15 protein-coding genes are annotated in these 18,579 nt (G+C 45.6%); 4 read left to right on the plus strand and 11 right to left on the minus strand.

From position 1 onward, the window contains the following. Positions 1-59: 59 nt before the first annotated feature. Positions 60-866 carry a mechanosensitive ion channel family protein gene (locus ACMXYP_RS11070; RefSeq protein WP_415881704.1) on the minus strand — a complete coding sequence of 269 codons (807 nt, stop codon included), beginning with the start codon at positions 864-866 and terminating at the stop codon, positions 60-62. Positions 867-1,089: 223 nt separating this feature from the next. Here ACMXYP_RS11070 and ACMXYP_RS11075 point away from each other — a divergent pair, with 223 nt between their 5' ends. The 3 genes from ACMXYP_RS11075 (at position 1,090) to ACMXYP_RS11085 (ending at position 2,741) form a co-directional block, all read left to right on the plus strand. Continuing rightward, entirely contained in the window at positions 1,090-1,659 is a 570-nt protein-coding gene (locus ACMXYP_RS11075) for a TIGR04211 family SH3 domain-containing protein (protein ID WP_415881705.1), read from the plus strand. 551 nt (positions 1,660-2,210) lie between these two features. Beyond that, positions 2,211-2,453, plus strand: coding sequence for a GrxA family glutaredoxin (locus tag ACMXYP_RS11080; RefSeq protein WP_415881706.1), 243 nt, complete (start codon positions 2,211-2,213; stop codon positions 2,451-2,453). Positions 2,454-2,600: 147 nt separating this feature from the next. Then, positions 2,601-2,741, plus strand: a complete 141-nt coding sequence (locus ACMXYP_RS11085) for a hypothetical protein (RefSeq protein ID WP_415881707.1) — start codon at positions 2,601-2,603, stop codon at positions 2,739-2,741. A gap of 64 nt (positions 2,742-2,805) precedes the next feature. On the opposite strand, the gene recD is transcribed toward ACMXYP_RS11085, so the two are convergent. The 9 genes from recD to ttcA all read right to left on the minus strand — a co-directional run bounded on the left by recD (position 2,806) and on the right by ttcA (position 17,047). Next, positions 2,806-4,647 (minus strand): exodeoxyribonuclease V subunit alpha, encoded by a 1,842-nt coding sequence (gene recD / locus ACMXYP_RS11090; RefSeq protein ID WP_415881708.1) that lies wholly within the window; start codon positions 4,645-4,647, stop codon positions 2,806-2,808. Then, a complete protein-coding gene (gene recB, locus ACMXYP_RS11095) occupies positions 4,640-8,161 on the minus strand; it encodes an exodeoxyribonuclease V subunit beta (protein WP_415881709.1) in 3,522 nt (1,173 codons plus the stop codon). The genes recD and recB overlap by 8 nt, the downstream gene beginning before the upstream one ends. Continuing rightward, the gene (recC, locus tag ACMXYP_RS11100) at positions 8,154-11,429 is read right to left on the minus strand and encodes an exodeoxyribonuclease V subunit gamma (RefSeq protein ID WP_415881710.1); all 3,276 of its coding nucleotides are present in this window, start codon (positions 11,427-11,429) and stop codon (positions 8,154-8,156) included. The genes recB and recC overlap by 8 nt, the downstream gene beginning before the upstream one ends. Positions 11,430-11,625: 196 nt before the next feature. Then, positions 11,626-11,835 (minus strand): hypothetical protein, encoded by a 210-nt coding sequence (locus ACMXYP_RS11105; protein ID WP_415881711.1) that lies wholly within the window; start codon positions 11,833-11,835, stop codon positions 11,626-11,628. Between the two features lie 54 nt (positions 11,836-11,889). Then, positions 11,890-12,894: a diguanylate cyclase gene (locus ACMXYP_RS11110; RefSeq protein ID WP_415881712.1), complete on the minus strand. Its 1,005-nt coding sequence runs from the start codon at positions 12,892-12,894 to the stop codon at positions 11,890-11,892. Positions 12,895-13,111: 217 nt separating this feature from the next. Further along, positions 13,112-13,891: a class II glutamine amidotransferase gene (locus tag ACMXYP_RS11115; protein ID WP_415881713.1), complete on the minus strand. Its 780-nt coding sequence runs from the start codon at positions 13,889-13,891 to the stop codon at positions 13,112-13,114. 9 nt (positions 13,892-13,900) lie between these two features. After that, positions 13,901-15,076 carry an MFS transporter gene (locus ACMXYP_RS11120; RefSeq protein ID WP_415881714.1) on the minus strand — a complete coding sequence of 392 codons (1,176 nt, stop codon included), beginning with the start codon at positions 15,074-15,076 and terminating at the stop codon, positions 13,901-13,903. Next, complete coding sequence (locus ACMXYP_RS11125; RefSeq protein WP_415881715.1) at positions 15,073-16,059, minus strand: GlxA family transcriptional regulator; 987 nt, start codon at positions 16,057-16,059, stop codon at positions 15,073-15,075. The genes ACMXYP_RS11120 and ACMXYP_RS11125 overlap by 4 nt, the downstream gene beginning before the upstream one ends. Positions 16,060-16,171: 112 nt before the next feature. After that, positions 16,172-17,047 carry a tRNA 2-thiocytidine(32) synthetase TtcA gene (ttcA, locus tag ACMXYP_RS11130; protein WP_415884666.1) on the minus strand — a complete coding sequence of 292 codons (876 nt, stop codon included), beginning with the start codon at positions 17,045-17,047 and terminating at the stop codon, positions 16,172-16,174. A 226-nt stretch (positions 17,048-17,273) separates the two neighbouring features. On the opposite strand from ttcA, the gene ACMXYP_RS11135 reads away from it, so the two are divergent. Continuing rightward, positions 17,274-17,744: a DUF302 domain-containing protein gene (locus tag ACMXYP_RS11135; RefSeq protein ID WP_415881716.1), complete on the plus strand. Its 471-nt coding sequence runs from the start codon at positions 17,274-17,276 to the stop codon at positions 17,742-17,744. Positions 17,745-17,757: 13 nt separating this feature from the next. Here ACMXYP_RS11135 and ACMXYP_RS11140 read toward each other — a convergent pair whose 3' ends face one another. Beyond that, on the minus strand, positions 17,758-18,558 hold the full coding sequence (locus ACMXYP_RS11140; RefSeq protein WP_415881717.1) for a hypothetical protein: 801 nt from the start codon (positions 18,556-18,558) through the stop codon (positions 17,758-17,760). Positions 18,559-18,579 lie beyond the last annotated feature (21 nt).

Here is an 18,579-nt window from a genome sequence, read left to right on the forward strand (position 1 = left end):
AGATAGATAAAAAAGAGCCTGATAAATCAGGCTCTTTTTTAGAAGGAGAAAAGAGAAGCTTACGCTTGCTCTTCTTTATGAAGATGTACATCCATCTGAGGGAAAGGAATGCTGATGCCTTCCTCGTCAAAACGTAGTTTCACAGTTTCAGTTGTATCCCATAGCACTGCCCAATAATCAGCAGAGTTAACCCAAGGGCGAACAACAAAGTTCACGCTGCTATCAGCTAGCTCAGATACAGCAACAACTGCCGCAGGATCTTTCAAAATACGCTCATCTGCAGCGATGATCTCGTTCAAGATCTCTTTCGCTTTACGCAGATCATCGTCGTAACCAATACCAAACACCATATCTACACGACGCGTATCGCGAGCAGAGTAGTTTGTGATTACACCGCTGTAAATTGCACCGTTAGGAATGATTACTTCGCGATTATCGCCAGTACGCATGATTGTGTTGAAGATCTGAATATGCTCAACAACACCTGCAACACCCGCCGCTTCAACGAAGTCACCTTCACGGAATGGCTTGAAGATAACAAGCATTACGCCTGCCGCAAAGTTCTTCAGGGAATCCTGTAGAGATAGACCGATCGCTAGACCAGCAGCACCCAAGAGTGCGATTAGCGATGTTGTATCAACACCTAACTGGTTTAGAGAGGCAACAATTACGATCAGTAGTAACGCTACATTCGCAATTGAGGAGACAAAGTTTACCAACATGTCTTCAACTTTGGCTTTGCGTAGTACGCGCTCAAGCAGTTTGGTTACCTGCTTTACGACCCAACGACCAATGAAGAAAATAGCCAGTGCAAGCGCAATATCCACAATCCATGGAAATACGTAAGCATCAAAGAAGTTATCCATTAAGGTTCCCCTGAGAAAGATCTTAAAAAAAGTGAACGAATTTAATCAAAACGAATCTGAACAACAGCCAAACAGGCTGCTGAGGCTGTCTCGCTTCTGGGTATTCTGCACCATTTATTCTAAATTAGAAAAATGAAATCAGAATAACCCCAAAAACAACCTGTTAAGCAACCAGTTTAATCCGTACAATATGCCAAATTCTAGCGTTCAAACAAATGTATCAATGAAAAAGTTATTACTGACTTCTCTCCTACTATTTTCGGTATCTGCACAAGCAGAAAAAGGTCATATTGCAGACGATGCAATGGTCTACGTACATAACGGCCCAAGTAATGAGTATCGAATCATTACTCGTATCAAAAGTGGCTCCCCTGTCACTATCTTAAAACGAGACCCTAAAACTAAATACGCTCAGATCCGTATGCCTCAGGGCCGTATTGGTTGGGTAGAACCTTCTGCGATTGATTCTGGCGATAGTATGTCAGTGCGCTTGCCTAAGCTTCAAAGCAGCTTAGAGAAAAGCCAAACAACAGTGACAGAGCAAGCTCAACAGATCGAAATGCTTCAGCAAGAATCTGCTGCGCTCAAGAAAGACAATCAAACGCTGACTGCAGAAGTTGAACAGTTAAAAGCATCAATTAAAGATCTGAACTTTAAGATCGAATCAAGCGATGAGAGCAATCTGATGCGCTGGTTTACACACGGCGGCCTAGTAGCGCTAGGTGGTGTATTCCTCGGCTTGATCCTTCCTTACTTCCCTAAACGTAAAAAGCGTAAGGATGAGTGGTTCTGATCACTTCAGCTCATACAAAAAAACCGGAGTTAGAACTCCGGTTTTTTATTGTGTAAAAAGGACTTCAATCAATAAAAAAATCTAAATTTATCGATCATTCCCCTTGACATTAATTACAGCCCTGTAACTTTAAACGCAATAGCTGATTGGCCACTCAAAAACAACTTTCCCCATAGAAAAACCCATAAAAACCCTTTTAAATCAAATACATAAACTACTGTATACTTTTTAATCAAACCGTTAATCGCAAGGTTTTATCGACCTTTAACGAAGTTCGATAGGAGTTGTTTACAAGGTTATCCACAAAGATTGGGGACAAACCTTCCATCCCCCGAAATCACGCCTTTTTCAGCCAAATTTGTGCGGCGCAAAATAGTATTCACAACACATATTAATGATCTTAATGTCCTACAAAAAACCATACCTTCGCTCGTATAGCTCGCTTTAAGATGTTCCATAAAAAGAACCAATCGATTAGATAAACATATCTAATTGGGATCAATCAGCTGCCTCTGTTTCAATTAACACATCACTTAAACGGAGGAAGACAGATGAAACGTATTACTATTTTTGGTCGTGAAGGTTGCGGTTTTTGTTCCCGTGCAAAACAAATTTGTGAAATCAAACAGCTGGATTACCGTTATATCGATATCCACCAGGAAGGCATAAGCAAAGCAGATCTTGAGCAAACAGTGGGCAAACCAGTGACTACCGTGCCTCAAGTATTCTGCGGCCAAGAACATATTGGTGGTTTCACTGAGCTGGAAGCTTATTTAAACGCACAGGGGGTTTAAATTACTCCCTGATGCCCATATAACTGTTTAGGTATTAGGACAACGGCTAAGATTTTTTGCATATTAGCCGCTAAATAATGATAAGCCTGTTTATTGAGTTATACTGCTAGACAGTTGTACTGGTCTTTCACCAGTTAGGAGTGAGTTATGATGACATTTGCTACATTGGTTGCCATCGCAGCAGGCGTAGTTTTCTTGTATTCCTTAGGAAACAGTACGCCACGTGTACAACCTATTCGTATTGAGAATGAGCAACACCCACAGCATCCAGCGCGTCGTCGCCGTTAATCCATTACCGCTGTGATATAGATAAGAGCCTGACTTGGGTACATCACCTGATCAGGCTTTATTTTTATCTACCGCCCCATAACCTCACAGCTAAACCACCCGATCTTTCCGTTTTCCGCTCTGTAGAAGCAAATAAGGCAGCCTTAGTCGCATATAAGTGCAAGGTTTTACGTGCTCGGGTAATCCCCGTATACAAAAGCTCTCGCGTCAGCAAAGGACTGTCGTCCGGCGGTAAAATAAACGCGACGGTATCAAACTCTGAGCCTTGGCTTTTATGTACTGTCATCGCAAACACAGTTTGATGCTCAGGCAAGCGACTCGGTAGCACACTACGTAGTTCGCCATCCAATTCAAACCACACTTTGAGCTTTCCGCTATCATCGGCAAGCACAATCCCGATATCACCATTAAACAATTTCAGTGCAGGATCATTGCGGCTGATCATAATCGGTCGACCAGCAAACCAGGTATCAGAACCTTTGATATAGCCCCTGCTGCGCAGTTCTTGTTGAATACGCTCATTCAGACCGGCAACGCCATAGACACCTTCACGCCGCGCGCACAGCAGCTGAAATTCACCTAAACGATCCAATAAGTGTTTGGGTGAAGCCTCAGGATTAACATGACTAAACAGTTCACTGTAAAAAGAAACAACCAAATTGATCATCTCTTCGTAACTGTCACGAGTCAGGTAATGGTTGTTTAGATCTTCAAAGCCCTTAGCCATCACCCGCTTAACATGCTCAACACTTCCCGAGTTAACCGCCTTCGCCATATAACCGATGCCACTTTTATCATCAAAGCGATAGCTTTTACGTAGAAGCGCCAAACAATCTGAAAAAGATTGAACTGAGCCGGACGATTGGGCCTGAGGGAATACACCTAACTGGGTTAATACCTGTTGTTGATTAGCACTGTAATCTAATTCTCCCGGCCAACTACAGATATCGCCTAAGACATTCCCCGCTTCTACCGACGCTAGCTGGTCTCTATCCCCAAGCAATATTAGTCGTGCGTGATCAGGCAGCGCATCCAATAGACGCGCCATCATCGGTAGATCGACCATTGAGGCCTCATCCAGCACCAACAGGTCTAAATGCAACGGATTATCCCCGTGGTGGCGAAAACCTATCTGATTCGGAATCACACCCAATAAACGATGAAGTGTGCTGGCTTCCGAAGGCACCAGATCAGCAAGCTCGGCAGGTAATGCTAATTTCTGTTTTGCCGAATTTATCGATTCGGCCAGACGCGCTGCGGCCTTACCAGTGGGGGCAGCTAAGCGGATATTGATATCTAAGCCCTTAGCCTGCATCTGTTGAATATACAGAACCAACAGTTTAATAACCGTTGTGGTTTTACCTGTACCCGGACCACCGCTAATTACCGAGAAGCGTTTTTGAATCGCGACCGCTGCCGCTACCTTCTGCCAGTCGACATCTTCGTTTTGTTTTGGGAAAAGTTGCGCAAGATGATCGCCCAGCAAAGGTAGATCCACATCAACAGGCACAGTACGTTTGCTTAACTGTTGGGCGACTTGGATCTCATATTGCCAATATCGATGAAGATAGAAGCGCCCCTGATCTAAAACCAGTAGCGCACTTTCTAGCGATCCATTAGTCCCCAACATCAACAGACGAGCATCAGGTTTTAGTGCCTTCCAATCGACAGATTCGACAAGAGTAACTATCTCATCAGACCAATAGCCTTTTGGTGAGATCAACCTATCCAAAGGCAGACACACATTGCCCGAGGCCAACTCAAAGCTAACCAAAGCTGCAAGCAGCGGTAATGCTGAATCATCAGGCTGTTGTTCAGCCACGAACGCTGCAAGTTGATAATCGACTGAACGAATAATCCCTTCTTGCGACCACTGTTTCAGCTGGAGTAGATATGTATTAGACATCAACAACCTCCCCAGCAAACATCAGATCCAACTTATCAATCAATTCAATATCCGGTTTATCGTGGAACACCCCATTAGTGCTTTCACCATCCATCCCACGAAGGAACAAGTAATAAACACCCCCAAAATGCCGCTCATAATCGTAATTAGGTATACGTTGCTTCAATAATCGATGCACCGCGAGTGTGTAGAGCAGATATTGCAGATCATAGCGATGATCAATCATCGATTCTTTTATCGCCTCTTGGGTGTAACAGGAAGACTCATAACCTAGGTGGTTAGATTTGTAATCCAAGACATAGTACTTCTCGCCATCACGGAATAGCAGATCAATAAAGCCTTTTAACAGACCTCTTAAAGGTTCAAAAGAGAGCGGTTTAGCCTTAGCCGCTAGAGGATCGTAGCGACGAATCAAAGACTCTAAACGCCCTACCGTGATGTGTTCAGCACTGAGCATAAACTCCATCTCCACCAGCCGGTTTTCATCTTTGATCTGGTTTAAACTCAATCCTTGTCCGTTTAAGTCAGTTGCCAAGACATCTTCTATCAGCTTTTCGATCACAAGCTGCCAACGTTCTTCATAGCCAGCGACTTGAAGCTGATCTTGAAGTTGAGTGCGGTACTCATCCGATTCCAGCATGATCTGCTGATATCGTGCGAAGCTGATCTCTTCAAAGACGCTATGCAGGAAGGTGCCGGCATTGGCGCCTCTTGGGAAGGTAAAGATATTGTCTTCGTCAGGTATAACGTCTTCGACCTGTTCCTGCCCTTCCGCAGCCACTTCCAGATCCAACCCTGGAAGTTCAGGTATATGACTAGCCTGATGTTTACTCAGCGCAGAGTAACTACTGACACGCCAATCGCGATCGATTTTACGCTCAAAATTTCGCGCTTCTAGCTGCGCCACTTGCTCTTCCTCAACCGCAAATAGATCTTTCTGGGAGCCATAATTTGGCGGCGCTAATACTTGAATAGCTGCATGCTGCTCGAGTGTCTGCATAGCTTCATCCAACTCAATCCCCGATTGCAGAAGAAGATACCCCAAGGCGCTATCGATCAATCGAGACTTTTTACTATTACCGATCTTGATATGACTGATACCGATATAGCAGCTATAAACCGCGCGGGTTAGGGCTACATAGAGTAGACGTAGCTCCTCAGCCAGTCGTTCTTTATCCGCTTCTTCCAGCGCTTCCGGTTCAGCTTTAAGATCTAAAACAGCTTCGCCTGATTCATCATGATAAAAAGCACTTTTCTGCTCTTTAAAACGGCAAGCAAAAGGCAAGAATACCACTGGATATTCCAAGCCCTTAGATTTATGCACGGTCACAATAGTTACCAGATTTCGCTCACTTTCTAAGCGTAAAATCTGCTCGTCACCACCGCCAGAAGGCTGTGAAATCTGCTCGTTAAACCAACGGATCAATCCAGCGATACCTTCTCTTTCTGCGCTCGCTTGTTGCAGTAGTTCTGCCAGATGTAGCATGTTTGTTAAACGACGCTCACCGGATACCTGCTCAAGCGTGATCGCAGCTAGATTACGCTGATGCATCAGTCGGTTTAACATGGGCAGCACACCTAAACGCAGCCATATTTCGCGATAATCACTAAACTCAGTGATCACCTTCTCCCAACCTAATTCATCATGATTCAGTCGATCGAGATCATGCATATCGAGCTGCATAAACTCTGTTGCCAATGCAGCTTTCAGCGCTCGATCATTCAGCGGATTTTCAATTGCCGTTAACAGCAAAGAGAGTTCGATCGCTTCTTGAGATTTAAAAACCGAATCTTTGTTACTCAAATAAACACAAGGGTGCTCATAAACTGCCAGTGCTCTACGAATCTCTTCCGCTTCAAAACGATCTCTTACCAGCACTGCGATATCAGAGCCTTGTAATTTTCGATCTCCTATCAGCGTATCACCAGACAATAAACGGTCGATTTCCGAAGCCGTAGCTTGAGCATAAGTCGCTAAGTATTGCGCATTATTTAGCGCCTCATCACTTTCTTGATGCCATAAGGTTAAAGCGGGAGGCTCGACGTTTTGAATCTTTAAGCGTTTACCACCTTTATCTGCTGCTTTAACGGGTATAAATGGAATATCTTCATCATAGATAAAAGCAGAATCAGCCGATTGGAAAAGATGATTTACCCCTTCAACCATCGGCGTGGTCGAACGCCAGTTAGTCTCTAAGGTAAAGGTCTGCGATACTTGGCGACGAGCCTGAATATAAGTAAAGATGTCGGCACCACGGAAGGCATAAATCGCCTGTTTCGGGTCACCGATCATGATCAAGGCGTGTCGATTTACATCTTTGTACAGCGTTGAAAAGATGCCGTACTGCAGTGGGTCAGTATCTTGGAACTCATCAATCATTGCGACCGGAAACTGATCACAAATAGCACCGGCCAAGCTCTCACCACTGTTGCTGTATAACGCTTGATGCAGGTCGATCAGCAAGTCATCAAAGGTTTGCACCTGATACTGCTTTTTAGCACGGGCTAAACGCAGTCGAACCTCTTTCAATGCGCGACTCAGCAGTATCTCTTTAACCGGAACTGCCCCTTCTAACAGGGTTCCTAACTGCTCAAACAGATAATGCTGCGGATATTCAGCACCTTCTGGCGTTTTCTCCTGCAACACCGAAGAGGTGAATTTCTGCAGTGTTGTAACCAGCTTTTTATTCGGCTCCAGTTGTTCTGATGCCGCATAATCATCGATCTGGGCAATCCATTTCGGTAGATTTGCTTTGGTATAGCTGCGCTTGTTTATCCCTGAACTTTGAACCAGCGCAACCAGGTCATCTTCATTCTGTAGCCATGCTTGCTTGAACTCATTCAGCGCTTCTAACCTTGCCTCATAAGCCTCAGCCAGATCCTGATCAGATAAGTCTGGCGTTACCCGAACACTGCGGCTCAATAAACCGCGTATTTCCATCATCAGTGATTCAGGGCTAGACCAATACTGCATCACCAAGCTACTGAGCGGACCTGATAATGGATAGATGGTATTGCGCCAGAAATCGATCGCTGCACTGCGAATCAGGCTCTGATCGTCTTGGGTCAGTTCACTCTCAAATAACGAACCGCTTTCAAACGCATGCTGTTTTAGCATCCGCTGACAGAAACCATGGATGGTAAAAATCGCCGCTTCATCCATCTGCCGAATTGCTTGTTCTAGCAGTTTGATCGCCTGTTCATGATCCGCTGTATTTTGCTTTAGCTGATCTAAAAACGGATCACTAACATCTGGTAACAGAAAAGCATTTCGCGCATCGACTATTCGACTGCGGATACGGTCTCGAAGCTCCTCTGTCGCAGCCTCGGTAAAGGTCACAACTAAGATCTGATCAGGTCCTAGCGGCTTATCACTGATATACCCTTGGCCTAACAACAAACGCAGATACAAAGCAGTGATCGTGTAGGTCTTACCTGTACCAGCACTGGCTTCTATGAGCTGCTGCCCTTTTAGAGGAAAAGTAAACGGCTCTAGCGGAAGTACACTAGTCATCTTTCCCCTCCTCTACATAGGCTAGCAGCGGCTCGTACACGGCTTCCGCCAAAGGAACAAACTGTTCGGTGTATTGATTAAAATCGGGGAATGCCCGACGCGCATAAGGGTCGTCTAAAACCCCGATGCTAAAACTGTCTCCGTAGAAACGTTTTTCTAAGCTTTGCAAAGCCTTATCGGGATCTTTAGCTCGTTGCACAAAATAATCATGGGCCAATGAAGCATCAAACGCTTGTGGCATCGTCATCCCCTGCTGATAAAAAGCCACCAGCTCACTTAACAACCGATGCGCTTCTGTAGATTCAACTTGGCGGTAGAACGCCTTACCAGACAAACCGCGATAGATCGTGTTTTTACGCGCGCCCAGTGCACACAAAACAAGATGCTCAACCCAGGTAGATAAGCGATCTCTAGCATTGACTTGCGCCGGTCTATAGCGCAACAGATGATCCGGATAGCAATGATCAATCCAGCCTTGCAAACGTAAACCATCCAGATCCAAATTTACTTCAACTCGCTCAGGGGTACCTTCACATAGAGGTCGAATCTTCTCTGCAAGCTCTTCGCAGTCATGACGTATTTTCTGCAGTGTTAACTCGCCCGCCTGAGCGACCGGAAGAATACCCTCGGCCAATACCGTTTGATCCAATTGATCTAACGATTGCTCTGCCAACGCCGTATCCAGATAACGCTGTTTAATCAGATAAGATTCCAAGTTATCCAGCGCGAACGGCTCTTCATCTTGTGCTTCGATCTCGCTCTGACTGAAATACACTTTCAACCGCTGATTGAAGAAACTGCGGCACGGGCTCTTCAAAAAGCGAATCAGATCGGAGAGTTCTAATTCGGAAAGAGTCTCGTTTTCCAACGGCTGATTTATAAATTTCAGTAGAGGCTTAGTATCGGCCCCAGCAGCGGGTAACCATTGAGCGGCATAACTAAACAACTGCGAGTGCTCAGCAAAGTACTGTGGGCTGAAAGCGACTAACGGGTGCTGCTGGATCAACGACTGCCGCAGCTTTAGCCCACTATCGGTATACGGCAGGCTGGCATCGGCAGCATAGGTATAACCTTGTTCGATGTAATCGAGTAGTTCACTGACCAAAACCGAAGGTATTTTAGGGTTGTTATCGCGAATAGAGCGTCCGACAAAACTGATATAAAGCTGCTCTTGGGCAGATAACATCGCTTCTAGGAATAGATAACGGTCATCATCTCTACGGGAACGATCACCTCTGCGCGGATAGTCGGTCATCAAATCAAAACCTACCGGAGGAATACTCCGCGGGTACGCACCATCATTCATGCCAAGCAAGCAAACCACTTTAAAAGGGATCGAACGCATCGGCATCAAGGTACAGAAGTTAACCGCACCAATCATAAAGCGTTGGGATGAGCGTTGCTGGTTCATCCCGTTCAACAGATAATCGGTGATCACTAAGGAAGACAGCGGCTGATTAAATTCTGCATCTGATAGCTGTTCTTGCAGATTCTGTAGCGTCTGGCGAATAGAGTTCAAAGCGATCTCGTCTTGCTCATCGGCAAGATAAAACGCTTCCAACAATTGGTTAATCACCGCAACCCATTCATCTAAACAGAGCGACTGGCTGAAGTAGGTTTTCGCCTCTTCCAACAGATCAATAAAATCAGCGAGCTTGCCGAGTAGCTCAGCTTCGAGCCCCTCCACTTCTGTGTATGGCGCTACCTCTTGCCAATAAGCCGTTTGTTCGCCTAATGCATAACCTGCGAGCATACGGCGCAAGCCAAAGCGCCAACTGTTTTGCTCAAACAGCGGCAGTTCCCAGACACTGCGTTGTTCAGCATCCAGTCCCCAACGGATATTAACTTGATCAACCCAATAACGAAGACGTATGAAGCTATCATCATCCAAACCAAATCGACGCAAGATCGCAGGTACTTCCAGTAACTCTAAAACATCAGATACGGTAAAGCGGCTGCTATTTAGCTTGAGCACTTTTTCGAAGCTATGTAACAGAGGATTTTCCTGACGATTGCTGCGATCCGATATAGAAAATGGGATATAACGCTCAGAAGGTGCATTGGAGAACACCGCTTCGATATAAGGCGCGTAAGCTGCCACATCCGGCATCATCACAATAATATCGCGAGGTTTGAGCTCAGGGTCTTCCTCAAATTTTGCTAACAGCTGATCATGTAAAACCTCGACTTCACGCAGCGGGCTATGGCAGCTATGCAATACTATCGAGCGGTCTTGCTCATCAATTCTATGTTTTGTTTCGCTATGACTTGGATCTTCAGGGAATGAGGTCGGATTATCTAAATCCAAAATATCCTGTTGGATGCTGTTCAGCAAACAGTGTCTTTCCGGTTCAGCAAAAGCATCGATCTCTTCAACCGCGTTATCTTGCAGCTGATAGATATAATCTCGCCCCAGCTTGCCCATAGACGCCAAAAGCGGGTTTCCTTGGGCATACTCGCTCATCTCTAGCTCGGGTTTGCCAAACCAGCGACGGTTAACCCTCGCAATCTGAGCAGCATCTAAAATGTCACCCCAATAGTAACGACAAGGGTTCATAATCATCAGGTGCACATCAACCTGTTCACCTAAGGCTTGTAGCGCTTGGATATAATTTTGCGGTAGCGCTGAAATACCAAAGACAAACAAACGTGGCGGTAACTGTTTCAGGTTAGAGCGTTGACGAAGCAGCTTTACGAAATCGCCAAACATATTGGCCCTATGCCAATGAGATTGCTCTAGGGACAGGGTGTAATCGGTCAATGCTCGCCATAGGACAGGCTGCCAGCTGTGACGGGCAGCAGCCAGATTTCCGCCTTGTTCCCAATCAGCAATCCAATCGGGGCGATAAACCAAATATTGGTCGAAGATATCAGCAATTTTGTTGCATAACTGATAGAGGCGGTAATCCTCTTCATCATCAGCCAAATAGGTTTGCAACGGGTGAAATTCAGGTTGGGTCAGCAGATCGGGTAACACCAACATCAACTTCCAAGCCATGGCTTCCTTGGTAAAGGCAGAGCGCTCGGGAACATCATCTAAAACATTGGAAAAGCTTTTCCATAGAAACGATGCAGGCAAGGGAAAATCGATGGATGCTGCGATCCCTGACGCCTGTGCTAACTCGAGTTTGAGCCACTGGGCCATACCTGGGCTTTGCACCAGAATTTGCTCAGAGATAAAGGGGTCCGCGATCGGGTCGCGTCGAATTAATTCAACTAAGAGATCCTTAAGGACCAATATCGAGTTGGAGTGATAAACCTGAAACATCCGTGCCCTGATGCAGTAAAAATTGCTCACCAACGAGGGTTGGTAATTAGAGCTATCTACTTTACTGAACTGGACTTTTAATGTCAGTTACTAATTATTGTGAAACGCTGAGATTAACTTGAATAGATAGGGTAACAGAGGAGCCCTCAGCGACCGCTTAGAGAAAAGCCTTCAGCCTCTGCTTTTAGAACAGCCATCAGCCACTGCTTTGAGGGTTATCTTCTTCAGTTGGTGCAGGCAAACTTGCAAAGCCTTCTTCCTCGGACCAATAGTCTCGGCCTTGCTCTACTCGAACAACCCCTTTAAAGCGTTGTTTCAAATAGTCGACCGCTTCTGGCAACGTGTCTAAATCACACAAAATTACGCCACCACGATCATTATCTGTAGAAAAAAGAAAACTCTTCATACTGCCTCCAAGTTACGGAGACAGATGATTACATAGAGAAGCGGTTGAGAAAAGCTAAACTGTGACAATACAGTTTTTACCCTGCTCTTTTGCTTTATAAAGCGCATTATCAGCACGCTGCATCAAGCTTTGTACACTATCACCGACAGTATAAGCGGTTACACCTATGCTGACACTACAATGAATGGTTTCACCATCGGGTAAGATAAATTGATAGTTCTGTAAACTTTCACGCACCCTTTCTGCAACTGTTTCAGCTCCATCAACATCGGTCGATGGCAACAAGATAGCAAACTCTTCACCACCATAGCGATAACCACTATCTAAGGTTCGTAGGGAAGAGCGAACCAAAGCACCGAAGGTTTCGAGCACTTTATCGCCCATCAAGTGACCATGGGAGTCATTGAGCTTTTTAAAATCATCCAGATCGAAAAAGCACAAGGTAAACCCGTGATGGTAACGGCGGGCAGTTTCTAACGCGTTTTCCATCTGATCATAAAAATGTCGTGAGTTATGAAGACCGGTCAAACTATCGGTAATACTCAACTCTTTGTATATACGCTCTCGTTCTAGCAACTCAAACTCAGCTTTCTTTCGTCCACTGATGTTTTGGAAAGTTTCAATAGCGCCGATGAGCTCGCCATTTGAATCGACAATACTGGAGGCGGTAAACTGCAGCCACTCACCATCAGCACCGCAGTCTGGAAAAAAATCTTCAGCCTCAAACGCACCTTCGATCAATTCAGAACGCTGACACTTATTCATATAATAATGCTTAACATCCTCATCTCTGCCGCCTTCAAGGATCAAGTCAGCTAGACAAGGACGCGCGGAGGAATAAAACGGTCGCCACTGATCCTTGGTACCAATCATTTCCTCTCTACTAAGACCACTAATGGCTTCAAGAGCAGAGTTCCAATAAATAATCCTGTGGTCTTTATCAAGCACAAAGGTTGGCAGGACAATGCGATCAAACACTTGAATTAACATCGATTGATCTGTCATATCAACGATTGCCATGGGCGGGATACCTGCTTGCGGAACTACGTTTTCCTTCATAAATGTTACTGCGCCTAACCATCTCACTAAAACAAACAGTCAAAGGTATGACCAATATTTCAATTGGTAATACCACTACTCTATATCCTTAAGTAACTTAAATATAGTCAACAATTCGATTTTATGAAGGATTATTAAAAAACAAATTAAAACAAGAACCTGGATCAAGGGTAATAAGAGTTGTAAGTCTTAATTCGAGAATTAAATGCGGCAATTTTTACTCAATTCGTTCCCAAAATTTTACGGGCTCGCACTGTTCATATAACGCGCCCTGCCTGAAACATAAGGTATTTCCCGGATTTATAGGAATAGCTTCGTCGCCCAATAAAGACTGAGAAGCGACAATAACACCGGTCACAAGATCATCTGAAGAAAGCTCTAAATCCACCCCCAAATTCAAACAAAGTTCTCTAAATGAAAAGCTCTGGTAAGCCAAAGGTTCAAGATCAGTTTCGTTACCGGAATGGGCAAAAAGTAACTCGCCGTCCCAATGAATGAAGTGATGGCCGCTCAACCGGTTTAAGCGCCCGGCATAATCAGCCACTAAGGCTAATTTCATCTCAGCGTCCGGTCGCCCCTCGCTCCAGAGCTTGCGCATCCGCTCCTGTAACAAACTAAACGCTCGCTCTTGAGGGCTACAGCTTAATGGCCACTGATCCCCCACTGGAAAACGATCACCATCTTCGATACCGGGTAACTCCCCTACTTGGGAAAATAAACAGGGTAAACCACGCTGCGCCCTTGAATAAGGTTGTATCTCTACGGCCTCAAGGGGTAGTTCAGGATAAAAGGCAGCTGACCATACTTCAGTTTCTTCGGGATTCTCAGCAAGGTACTCTGCAAGCCCCAACGCCCTGTTATTATCCATAGCAGTGAATCGCTGTAAGTTAGATTCACATATAGTCGTGATGCCTAAAGCCTGTATTTCAGGGAGATTGGTCAATCTCACTTTAACCGGCGATGAGGTCACGATAGATAAAAATTGCGGCGACTTCATAATCCTTCCTTAGGTAGCAGCCACAGGCTCAGAATGAGAGCGGCCTATATAGAAAATAACTGCTACTGCCCAAAGGATCAAAGGTAAAACAATCCAATTCATTGCTTGCCAGCCCAACACAGCCTCCATCCAACCGGCAGACATTGCGGAAACTGTCACCATACTAAACACTAAAAACTCATTCGCAGCTTGAGATTTAGCTTTCTCTGCAGGTCTATACGTGGTGGTAACCAATTGAGTCGCGCCGATAAACATAAAGTTCCAGCCAATCCCCAAACACACCAATGCCGTCCAAAAATGCCATTCAGATACGCCCATCAAATTAATGCCAATGCAGGCCAACATAAATACGGCGCCGGCATACATAACAGGATTAAGGCCAAATCGTGCGATCAAACTGCCGGTAAAGAACGACGGTACAAACATACCTAACACGTGCCACTCGATAACATGAGCCGCTTGAGCAAAGGTAAAGCCACAACGGGCCATAGCTAACGGCGTTGCTGTCATCAGTAGGTTCATCACCACATAACCCACCATTGCAACAACAACGGCAACGATAAAGGTGGGCTGTCGAACAATCGTCATCAACGGACGTGCTTTGTCAGTTTCTTCAGCAGCCACTTCTTTGGGAATATGAGTAAAAAACAGCAAACACAGTGCAATGACGTAAAGGCCTAATAATCCAACAAAAGCACCAGCGAACTCGGCCTCTCCCAATAGATCCTGACTGTATATAGCCAACTGCGGCCCAATAACGGCAGCTACAACACCACCGGCCATGACTAAGGAGATAGCTTTACTTTTCGACTGATCATCGCAGACTTCGACTGCTGCAAAACGGTACAAAGTACCAAAGCCAATGCCTATCCCCAAAAGGAAAGTACCAAACGAGAAGAGATAAAACTGCTCTCCTTGCAGGGCAAGAATGCACAATGCCGCACCTAAAATGCCGATCGAATTCCCTAAGTAGAATCCATTTTTTCGGCCTATACGACGCATAATCAGAGAGGCAGGAATCGTCGCTAGCATCAATCCGATAAACTGGGTCGCCACCGGAAAAGTCGTCATAGAAGGGCTTGCCGCGAGGTTCTGACCGATCAAAGCCACTACCGAGACTAAAAGTATGTTTCCGGTGGTTAATAAGGCTTGGCAACCGGAGAGCAAGAAAACATTCAGATTCATGAATTAATATCCTTTGATGCTTGATCACAAGTCACAGAACCAAAACGATCCCGATACTCACTTGGGTTAATACCTAAACGGCGAATAAACACTCTACGAAGATTGTCAGCGGATACTAGTCCACTCTGTTCAGCTACTCGTTGTAGATTCAATGCGCCGCTTTCTAATAACTGCCGTGACAAACTTAAACGACTGTTTTCGATATAAGTGGCTGGCGATTGCTCAAACTCACTTTTAAACAGACGGAACAGATGCCGCTCACTGACACAACAATGCTCGGCCAATATGGCGAGATTAAGCTCTGCATTTAGATGCTGCTCAATATAAGCAACTGCCTTGGCAACAGGCCCTGTGGTTTTTAACTGAGCTTCTAGCTGAGTGCTAAATTGGGCCTGACCACCGGGGCGCTTCATAAACACCACCAGCTCTCGCGCAACCGCCATCGCTATCTCATGACCTAAATCCTCCTCGACGAGAGCCAAAGCTAGATCAATGCCAGAAGTCACACCTGCGGAGGTATATAGATCGCCCTGTTTAATCCAGATCGCATCGGAGTTTACCCGCGTATCAGGAAACTCTTCTGCTAACAAATCGCAACACTGCCAGTGAGATACGGCTTCTTTATCCGCCAACAAACCCGCTTCAGCCAAGAGGAAAGCACCGCTGCAGACAGAGCCAATACGTCGAACTGACCTAGCCTGCACCTGTATCCAGTTAATCAGCTCCTGATTTCTGCGCTGTAGATCAACCCCGCGACCACCGGCAAACAGCAGTGTATCTATATCCGTAGCATCGAAATAGCACTGATCAGGAACCAAGCGCATCCCCGAATTGGTCACTATAGGCTCTTGAGATAACCCAAGAATTTTAATCTGGTAGAAATCTTGCCCTAATGCCCGATTAGCCGATGCGAACACCTGCAATGGCCCGGTGACATCTAGAATTTGGCAATCAGCATAGCCAAGAACGGCGATAGTTTTCACGTAATACTCCCACGGCGATTAAACCTGTGATAGCAGTATTACGCGAAACCGAAATGTCATCAATGACACATATCCGACAATTTCGGACATGCATCATTAAACAAAGGAAAGATTAGAGAGAAAGAACGTCGATCTTCTGCGGATTAAACGTCTGCACTGCTTCTTCTGTCGGCGCATTATCCGGACGCAGTGAAGTGTCACTGTTTGGATCAATACCGTGAGGGAAGCCGTGCTTCAAGCCCTTAAAGTCGAACAGTTCAGTATCAGCCAAGTGTGATGGCACAACGTGCTGCAACGAACGGAACATGGTTTCGATACGACCTGGGAAGTTCTTATCCCAAGTTTGCAGCATCTCTTTGATCACCTGACGTTGTAGGTTCTCCTGAGAACCGCACAAGTTACAAGGGATGATTGGGAAACCACGTAGCTCAGCAAAGGCAGCGATATCTTTTTCGCGCGCATAAGCTAACGGACGGATAACCATGTTCTTACCGTCATCAGAAACCAGCTTTGGAGGCATAGATTTAAGCTTGCCGCCATAGAACATGTTCAGGAACAACGTCTCTAGAATATCGTCACGGTGATGGCCTAGTGCGATTTTGTTAGCGCCAATCTCTTCAGCGAAACCGTACAAAGAGCCACGGCGTAAACGTGAGCAAAGTGCACAAGTCGTTTTACCTTCAGGCACCACCTCTTTAACAACGGAGTAAGTGTCACGCTCTAAGATATGGAAAGGTACGCCGATCGATTCCAAATAAGCAGGCAATACATGTTCAGGGAAGCCCGGTTGTTTCTGATCCAGATTCACCGCCACCAGTTCAAAATTCACTGGCGCACTGCGCTGAAGGTTCATCAGAATATCCAGCATCGCGTAGGAGTCTTTGCCGCCAGACAAACACACCATGACCTTGTCGCCATCTTCGATCATTTGGAAGTCTTCAATCGCGCGACCCATCTCACGGCGCAGACGCTTCTGCAGCTTGTTCATACGGGTTTTCTGCTTCTTCTGCTCTGCAGCAGCTTCGGCATCAGTTAGTTGAGGATCTTCAATTGATGAGGTGTTGCTAGTAGTCATGGTCTTCAGCTCTATTTCGGAGCGCAGATTATACACTAGATAATCTTAATAAGTCCTACACCTTGACGCTTGCTCGGTTAAGATGCGGTGATACACTAAACTGAACGTTCAACGGTAAATGGATTCTTTGGAGCAAGTAATGCTTAAGCTGATCAAAAGACTGGTTTTCTCGGCAGCCCTGCTAGCGAGCAGCACCGTTTTTGCTAACCCAATTCTATCTTTTGAGATGGAAGGGGATTTTGATATTAACCACACAGAGATCAGCCAAGCTCTGGAAGAGAGCCGCTTTTATGTCATCTTCGAGCCCAATATCGGCCGTTCTTTGACTCACTATAAAGACCGCTGGGGCGCTGAGTACAACAAACACGGTTATGAAGAGATCCGCAGCTTAGTATTCTGTAATCCTTGGTACGCAAACCATGTGATAAACAAAGATCCTGATATGGGTGCGCTCTGCCCTCTTTCTATCACTCTGCAACACAAAAACGATACAACCTATATCAAGTTCCTGCGCCCAAGTCAGATCAATCCAGAAAGCCCTGCTCAGGATCTTCTGATTGAACTTGAAGAAGATATCGTTAAAGCACTGAAGTCAGTTATCGAACAATAAAAACTGATAACGCTTAAGGCTGAGCCCAGTTGATCTCTTGAGCAGTTTTTTCACCAACTAAAACCTGCTCAAGACTCTCTGGCATCTCTGCTGTGGTCGATGTCCTTGGAATTCGACCACCCATCACCTCCGCATAAGCTTGCGGCAATAATGGCTCCAATTCAGGATCGGCATAACCATCGGGCCAGATCGGCTGGTTATTGCTGAGATCATATTTATCGGTCGCCCCTAAGGTGTGTAGCACTTCATGTATAGTCACAAAGTTATTCTGTGCTTGATAATCGACGCTAGCAAAACCATTCACCACACCAATCATCCCTTTCTGCAAACCTAAGGAATGCTCCAGTACTTGATGAGTCTTAGGCGAATGCAGCTTCAAATAGATTTTTATATCAGGCGCTGAGCCAGTCCAACTATCGTTTTGCCAAGCCCAATAACGCAGCTTTAAACTCCATAAAACACTATCTAACATACTTGGATTATGTGGCGGTTTTGGAGGGTGTTCGGTCAAAGGGGGAGCAAGATAAACTTCGAGCGGTGTTTCGAGGGGCAGATCATAATGACGCGCTTCTCGCGCCATAAAATGCTCGATATCGTCGAAATGGCCTTCTAATAAGGCATCCACATAGAGTTGGGTATCAACGCCTTGATCAGCATTAATCGGATAGATCACTACCCAAAGTTGACGATCCCAATCGGTAGAGCGTAATTGCGATAGCCAAGCATTCATCGCCACCACGATTAACGCTAGGATCAGAATAATTAAACGTAGCCAACCCCATGTACTTCGTTGCGATTTAGCCACTAATCCCACGAACGGCCCCTCCCATTAATC

This window comes from Neptuniibacter sp. QD34_54, from assembly GCF_047778055.1.
Taxonomy (GTDB): Bacteria; Pseudomonadota; Gammaproteobacteria; order Pseudomonadales; family Balneatricaceae; genus Neptuniibacter.